General features: G+C 59.0%; 6 protein-coding genes (1 of these 6 cut by a window edge). 5 read left to right on the top strand and 1 reads right to left on the bottom strand.

Features of this window, described 5'->3' with window-relative positions; all coding sequences use genetic code 11:
- Positions 1-1094 carry the 5' portion of an omega-aminotransferase AptA gene (gene aptA, locus ACA071_RS03660; RefSeq protein ID WP_497643177.1) on the bottom strand. Its footprint begins 256 nt before the window's first position, so only the first 1094 of its 1350 coding nucleotides appear in the window; its start codon is at positions 1092-1094; its stop codon lies off the left edge, out of view.
- Between the two features lie 125 nt (positions 1095-1219).
- Between aptA and ACA071_RS03655 the strand changes: the two genes are divergently transcribed.
- The 5 genes from ACA071_RS03655 (at position 1220) to ACA071_RS03635 (ending at position 7085) form a co-directional block, all read left to right on the top strand.
- Positions 1220-2140, top strand: a complete 921-nt coding sequence (locus ACA071_RS03655) for a LysR family transcriptional regulator (protein WP_008031360.1) — start codon at positions 1220-1222, stop codon at positions 2138-2140.
- Positions 2141-2262: 122 nt separating this feature from the next.
- Positions 2263-3657, top strand: coding sequence for a uracil-xanthine permease family protein (locus tag ACA071_RS03650; protein ID WP_497643176.1), 1395 nt, complete (start codon positions 2263-2265; stop codon positions 3655-3657).
- A gap of 87 nt (positions 3658-3744) precedes the next feature.
- A complete protein-coding gene (locus tag ACA071_RS03645; RefSeq protein ID WP_497643175.1) occupies positions 3745-4395 on the top strand; it encodes a TetR/AcrR family transcriptional regulator in 651 nt (216 codons plus the stop codon).
- A gap of 7 nt (positions 4396-4402) precedes the next feature.
- The gene (locus ACA071_RS03640; RefSeq protein WP_497643174.1) at positions 4403-4984 is read left to right on the top strand and encodes an IMPACT family protein; all 582 of its coding nucleotides are present in this window, start codon (positions 4403-4405) and stop codon (positions 4982-4984) included.
- A gap of 535 nt (positions 4985-5519) precedes the next feature.
- The gene (locus ACA071_RS03635) at positions 5520-7085 is read left to right on the top strand and encodes an ABC transporter ATP-binding protein (protein WP_497643173.1); all 1566 of its coding nucleotides are present in this window, start codon (positions 5520-5522) and stop codon (positions 7083-7085) included.

Here is a 7085-nt window from a genome sequence, read left to right as displayed (position 1 = left end):
GCATTTTCAAAATGCGGTGCGACTTCGGCCACGCTCTGTACCAGGTTTTCCTTTTGCAGCAGGTCGAGTGCCGCCAGGCCCGCAGCGCACGCCACCGGGTGTGCCGAGTAGGTGTAGCCGTGAGGGAATTCCACCGCGTATTCAGGCGTCGCCTGATTCATGAAGGTGTGATAGATCTCGGAGCTGGCAATCACCGCGCCCATCGGGATCGCGCCGTTGGTGACTTGCTTGGCGATGCACATCAGGTCCGGGGTCACGCCGAAGCTGTCGGCGCCGAACATCGAACCGGTACGGCCGAAACCGGTGATCACTTCGTCGAACACCAGCAGGATGTTGTGCTGATCGCAGATGTCGCGCAGACGCTTGAGGTAACCCTCAGGCGGAACCAGTACGCCAGCGGAACCGGCCATTGGCTCGACGAACACAGCGGCAATGTTCGAGGCGTCGTGCAATTCGATCAGCTTGAGCAACTCATCCGCCAGTGCGATACCACCCTCTTTCGGCATGCCACGGGAATAGGCATTGCTCGCCAGCAAGGTGTGCGGCAGATGATCGACATCCATCATCGCCTGACCGAACATTTTGCGGTTGCCGTTCACACCACCAAGGCTGGTGCCGGCGATGTTCACACCGTGATAACCACGGGCGCGGCCGATCATTTTGGTCTTGGTCGCCTGGCCTTTCAGGCGCCAGTAAGCGCGGACCATTTTCACTGCGGTATCCGCGCATTCAGAACCCGAGTCGGTGAAGAACACGTGATTCAGATTACCTGGGGTCAGGTCGGTGATTTTTTCCGCCAACTGAAACGACAACGGATGGCCGTACTGGAAACCTGGCGAGTAGTCGAGAGTGCCCAACTGCTTGGCCACCGCTTCTTGGATTTCCTTGCGAGTATGCCCGGCGCCACAGGTCCACAGACCCGAGAGCGAATCATAGATCTTGCGACCCTTATCATCTGTCAGCCAACTGCCCTCGGCGGCAACGATCAGTCGCGGATCGCGCTGGAAATTGCGGTTGGCGGTGTAGGGCATCCAGTGCGCATCAAGCTTGAGCTGGCTGGCCAGGGAAGATGGGGCGTTTTCGGGCAAGTTCATGATTAAAACCTCGCAGGGCAATAAGCGGCGTAGAGATCAAAAGCGTTCTTGCAGCTAAATTGCCACGGGGATAAAGTCGGTGAAATCCAACTCTTCTAACGTTCAGTCAGGCCAGCACTAAACTTATGAGCACTCGACGTCCCGATCCTCTGGCCCAAGTCAGCGACTTTGATATCCGCTTATTACGGATCTTCCGCAGCGTGGTGGAGTGCGGCGGCTTCTCTGCGGCAGAATCGGTGCTGGGCATCGGCCGCTCAGCCATCAGCCAGCAAATGAGCGATCTGGAACAACGCCTCGGCCTGCGCCTCTGCCAACGAGGTCGCGCCGGTTTCTCCCTGACCGAAGAAGGTCGTGAGGTCTACCAATCGGCGTTGCAGCTATTAAGTGCGCTGGAAAGTTTCCGCACCGAGGTCAACGGCCTGCACCAACACCTGCGCGGTGAACTGACCATCGGCCTGACCGACAATCTGGTCACCCTGCCCCACATGCGCATCACCCATGCCTTGGCGCAATTGAAAGAACGCGGGCCGGACGTGCAGATCCAGATCCGCATGATTGCGCCCAACGAAGTCGAACAAGGGGTACTCGACGGGCGCCTGCATGTCGGTGTGGTACCGCAAGCCAGTGCGTTGTCGGGGCTGGAATATCAACCGCTCTACAGCGAACGTTCGCTGCTGTATTGCGCGGTCGGCCACCCGTTGTTTTATGTCGACGACAAGCAACTCGACGATGAACGCCTCAATAGTCAGGACGCTATCGCCCCGACCTTCCGGCTGCCCGCCGAGATTCAGGCCCATTACCAGGCGCTCAACTGCACCGCCAGTGCCTCGGACCGCGAAGGCATGGCCTTCCTGATTCTGACCGGGCGCTACATCGGTTACCTGCCGGACCACTACGCCAGCCTTTGGGTACAGCAAGGCCGATTGCGCGCGCTCAAACCCACCGCACGTTTTTATGACTTAAGCCTCGCATCGGTCACGCGCAAGGGCCGTCGCCCGCATTTGGTGCTGGAAAGCTTTCTGGAGAGTCTGGCAGCGACGCGCTGAAAAACCGGTAGAGCCCGGCCACGCTGGCCCACACAGTAAAATCCGGCTAATAACCTGAGCAGTTGGACAGCTTTTTGCAACGCATCAGTACCTTGATCCGTCAGCAATGAGTTCCTACGCCCATGCAGCCAGAATCCTCACCCCAAAGCGATCTGATCTACGGCCTCAACGATCGCCCCAAACCCCTTGCCGCGATCCTCGCCGCCCTGCAACACGTGCTCGCCAGTTTCGTTGGCATCATCACCCCGCCGCTGGTAATCGGCTCGGCCCTCGGGCTGACCGCTTATCTGCCGTACTTGATCAGCATGGCGCTGATGGTTTCCGGCGTCGGAACATTCATCCAGGCACGCAGGCCATTCGGCATCGGCGCCGGCATGATCTGCCTGCAAGGCACCAGTTTTGCGTTTTTGGGCGCGGTGCTGTCGGCGGGGTTTCTGGTCAAGCAGCGTGGGGGCAGCCCAGAAGATATCTTGGCGATGATCTTCGGCGTGTGCTTTTTCGGCGCCGTGGTGCAGATTGTCCTGAGCCGCTTTATCGGCCAGTTGCGTCGGGTGATCACGCCGTTGGTGACCGGGATTGTCATTACGCTGATCGGCATCAGCCTGATCAAGGTCGGCATCACTGACCTCGGCGGTGGTTTCAACGCACCGGATTTCGGTGCGCCGGGGAATCTGGCGCTGGGCGTGTTCGTGCTGTTGACGATCGTCCTGCTCAACCGCTCGAACACGCCGTGGATTCGTCTTTCGGCGATCATCATTGGCTTGGTCCTTGGCAGCCTCGCAGCATGGTTCAGCGGAAAACTGATCCCGCAGCCATTGCCCGACTTGCCTCTGGTCAGTCTTCCGATCCCGTTCAGGTTCGGTTTCAGCTTCGACTGGACTGCTTTCCTACCGGTCGCGCTGATTTATCTGATCAGCACCATCGAAACCGTCGGTGACCTCACGGCCAACTGCATGCTCGCCCGTCAGCCCATCAGCGGTCCTTCTTATATCAACCGACTCAAGGGCGGCGTGTTAGGCGACGGTTTCAGTTGCCTGATCGCCGCGACCTTCAGCGCATTCCCCAACACCACGTTTGCGCAGAACAACGGCGTGATCCAGTTGACCGGTGTCGCCAGCCGTTACGTCGGCCTGTACATCGGCGCCGTGCTGTTTTGCCTCGGCATGTTTCCGCTGATTGGCGCGGTGTTGCAACAGATCCCCAAACCGGTACTCGGCGGCGCAACTCTGGTGATGTTCGGCAGTGTCGCGGCAGCCGGCGTGCGCATCCTTGCCCAGGCGCCGCTGGATCGACGCAGCATGTTGATCATCGCCACGTCCTTCGGCGTCGGCCTGGGCATTGCCGCGCAACCGGGGCTTTTGCACCTGTTGCCGAAACTGGTGCAGAACCTGTTCGACTCGGCGATCACCAGTGGCGGTATCACTGCGATCCTGATGTGTCTGTTGTTGCCCGAATCGAAAACCCAAATGCTTGACGCCAAGACCCCGTTAAAAAGCGACCCAATCGAGCAGCCATAAGGGTTTTATCGCCTCAGCACTTGTCTGAAACCTGTGGGTGCGCTATCAACGCACTGGTTGCACCCACAGACTATTTCGGAAGTGCCTATGACCTTTGAAGTCCCCGCCCACGGCGGCAAACCTGCCAGCCGCATTCGTCAAAAGAACGAAGAGACGATCCTCAAAGCCGCCGAAGATGAATTCGCCCGCCACGGGTTCAAAGGCACCAGCATGAACACCATCGCCCAGAATGCCGGGTTGCCCAAGGCGAACCTGCATTACTACTTCACCAACAAGCTTGGGTTGTACGTGGCGGTGCTGAGCAACATCATCGAATTGTGGGACAGCACCTTCAACACGTTGACGGCCGAAGACGATCCGGCCGAAGCGCTGACCCGTTACATCCGCGCCAAGATGGAGTTCTCCCGACGCCAGCCACAAGCCTCACGAATTTTCGCGATGGAAGTGATCAGTGGCGGCGAGTGTTTGACCGAGTATTTCAACCAGGACTATCGCGCCTGGTTCCAGGGTCGGGCCGCAGTGTTCCAGGCGTGGATCGACTCCGGCAAGATGGACCCAGTCGACCCGGTGAACCTGATCTTCCTGTTGTGGGGCAGCACTCAGCATTACGCCGACTTCGCCACCCAGATCTGCCGTGTCAGCGGCCGCACCAAGCTGACCAAGCAAGACATGGAAGACGCCGGCGACAACCTGATCCGCATCATCCTCAAGGGCTGCGGCCTGACACCTTCTATTTAAGTCCCCTATGCCTTTTACCCTCAGCGGTTTTTGCGAGTACCGCGAAGAGATTCGCAAAAGCCGCTTCATCACCTTCGCCGGGCCGATCAGCAGCCCGGCGGAAGCACAGGCGTTCATCGAGCAACACAGCGACTTGAACGCCTCGCACAATTGCTGGGCCTGGAAACTCGGCGACCAGTACCGCAGCAATGATGATGGCGAACCTGGCGGTACCGCTGGCCGGCCGATTCTGGCGGCAATTGAAGCGCAGGATTGCGATCAGGTCGCGGTGCTGGTGATTCGTTGGTATGGCGGCATTCAACTCGGCACCGGTGGGCTTGCCCGAGCTTATGGCGGCGGTGCGAACAAGTGCCTGCAAGGGGCGCCGAAGGTTGAGTTGATCAGCCGCGTGCCGGTGAGTTGCGCGTGTGGGTTCGGCGAGTTGACGTTGGTGAAGTTGCGGGTGGCGGAACTCGGCGGTTTGGTGGTGGAAGAATCCTTTACCGCTAACGGCGTTGAGTTGCAGTTGGCTATCGGCGAGCAGCAGATCGACACCTTGCAATTGCACCTGGCAGATTTGAGTCGCGGGCGCATTTTGTTGCAGCGATAAGGCGCGATCTTTTGGGGCGTCCGCCATTTATCGTGCACTCCACACTTGCCCACATCTGCTGTGTACCCGGCTGTGGATAACCTGAGTACATTCCGCTGTAACCCTTCTGTCATGCGGCTTTGCGGGCTTTGTTCACTTTTCGTCCAAAGTGCTATCAAAAATGCCAAATCCACTAAAAAACAAACAGTTAGCTTGGTTTATCACCTTTAGAAGATAGCCGCACAGTGCTTATGCCCGAGCGTTGAGCTTGCACACAAATACTGTGGAGCAACCTGTGGATAACCCGTTCATGGCTGGCGCAGCCCCATATTCGGCATAGCTTGCAGCCGGATGCTCGTTTTTTGATCAAATTAGCGCGAGCAAAAGAGGAGCCTGATCAACGGCGTTGCCCTCAAGTGGTGCCTGATTCACCAGCGAAACACTTCCTCGAACACTCGCAAAGCCCTTGATTGGCAGGGCTTTACGAAAATTCCTGACTCAGTGGCCAGAAAATTGCTTTATCTGCAGGCATAACCTCAATCGACCCGAGCCTGTCATGCCCAACCCCGTGCCGATCCCCGATCAAACCCCTCGCCTGCAACTGCGCAACATCAGCAAACGTTATCCCGGTTGCCTGGCCAACGATGCCATCGACCTAAGCATCGCTCCCGGTGAAATCCATGCCCTGCTCGGCGAAAACGGCGCAGGTAAGAGTACGCTGATGAAGATCATCTACGGCGTCACCCACGCCGACTCAGGCGAAGTCATCTGGCAAGGGCAACGCATTGCCATGCGCAATCCGGCCCAGGCCCGAGGCTTGGGGATCGGCATGGTGTTCCAGCACTTCTCGCTGTTTGAAACCCTGAGCGTGGCGCAGAACATTGCCTTGGCCATGGGCGCGGCGGCCGGCACACCGAAACAACTCGAGCCGAAAATTCGCGAGGTGTCCCAACGCTACGGCATGGCGCTGGAACCGGAACGACTTGTCCACAGCCTTTCCATCGGTGAACGCCAGCGCGTTGAAATCATTCGCTGCCTGATGCAGGACATTCGGCTGCTGATTCTCGATGAGCCGACCTCGGTACTGACGCCGCAGGAGGCCGACGAATTGTTCGTCACCCTGCGCCGACTCGCGGCCGAGGGTTGCAGCATTTTGTTTATCAGCCACAAGCTCGGTGAAGTCCGTGCGTTGTGCCACAGCGCTACGGTATTGCGCGGCGGCCGAGTGGCCGGACATTGCGTGCCAGCCGAGTGCTCGGATCAACAACTGGCGCAGTTGATGGTCGGTGAAGCGGCCGAGCTGATTACTGACTATTCGAAGGTCATCGGCAGTGAGGCATTTTTGAATGTGAGGGGATTGTCCTGGCACAACCCGGACCCGTTCGGTTGCTCGCTGAAGGACATCAACCTTGAAGTGCGCAGCGGCGAGATCGTTGGCATCGCCGGGGTCGCGGGCAACGGTCAGGATGAGTTGCTGGCATTGCTCAGCGGTGAAGAAAGCCTCAATCGCAACGACGGCAAGACGATCAGTTTCGCCGGGCAAGCAGTCGCCCATTTGCGCCCGGATGCACGGCGCAAACTCGGCCTGGCCTTCGTGCCCGCCGAACGTCTCGGTCACGGCGCGGTGCCGGAGCTGAGCCTGGCAGATAACGCACTGCTCACGGCGTTTCAACAAGGGCTGGTGAGCAACGGCTTGATCCAGCGCGCCAAGGTCGAGGCGTTGGCCGAAGAGATCATCCGTCGTTTCGGGGTGAAGACACCCGATACCCAGACCCCGGCCCGCAGCCTGTCCGGCGGCAACTTGCAGAAATTCATCCTCGGCCGGGAAATCCTCCAGCAACCAAAACTGCTGGTGGCCGCGCACCCGACCTGGGGCGTCGACGTCGGCGCGGCCGCAACCATTCATCGCGCGCTGATTGCCTTGCGCGATGCCGGCGCGGCGATCCTGGTCATCTCCGAAGACCTTGATGAACTGTTCCAGATCTGCGATCAGCTCGGCGCCTTGTGCAGCGGTCGACTGTCGCCGCTCAAGGCCACCGTCGATACCCGGCTGACCGACGTCGGCGGCTGGATGGCCGGCCAGTTCGACGCCCCGCACTCACCTGCACCCGCAACGCTTTAA

Source organism: Pseudomonas sp. LBUM1646 (genome assembly GCF_059716165.1).
This window is presented reverse-complemented; position numbering and strand designations above follow the sequence as displayed.

What these genes read in the sequence shown, in the direction of transcription:
- ACA071_RS03645 (WP_497643175.1), top strand. Translation starts at nt 3,745, where the DNA reads ATGACCTTTGAAGTCCCCGCCCACGGCGGCAAACCTGCCAGCCGCATT.
- ACA071_RS03640 (WP_497643174.1), top strand. Translation starts at nt 4,403, where the DNA reads ATGCCTTTTACCCTCAGCGGTTTTTGCGAGTACCGCGAAGAGATTCGC.
- ACA071_RS03635 (WP_497643173.1), top strand. Translation starts at nt 5,520, where the DNA reads ATGCCCAACCCCGTGCCGATCCCCGATCAAACCCCTCGCCTGCAACTG.
- ACA071_RS03655 (WP_008031360.1), top strand. Translation starts at nt 1,220, where the DNA reads ATGAGCACTCGACGTCCCGATCCTCTGGCCCAAGTCAGCGACTTTGAT.
- ACA071_RS03650 (WP_497643176.1), top strand. Translation starts at nt 2,263, where the DNA reads ATGCAGCCAGAATCCTCACCCCAAAGCGATCTGATCTACGGCCTCAAC.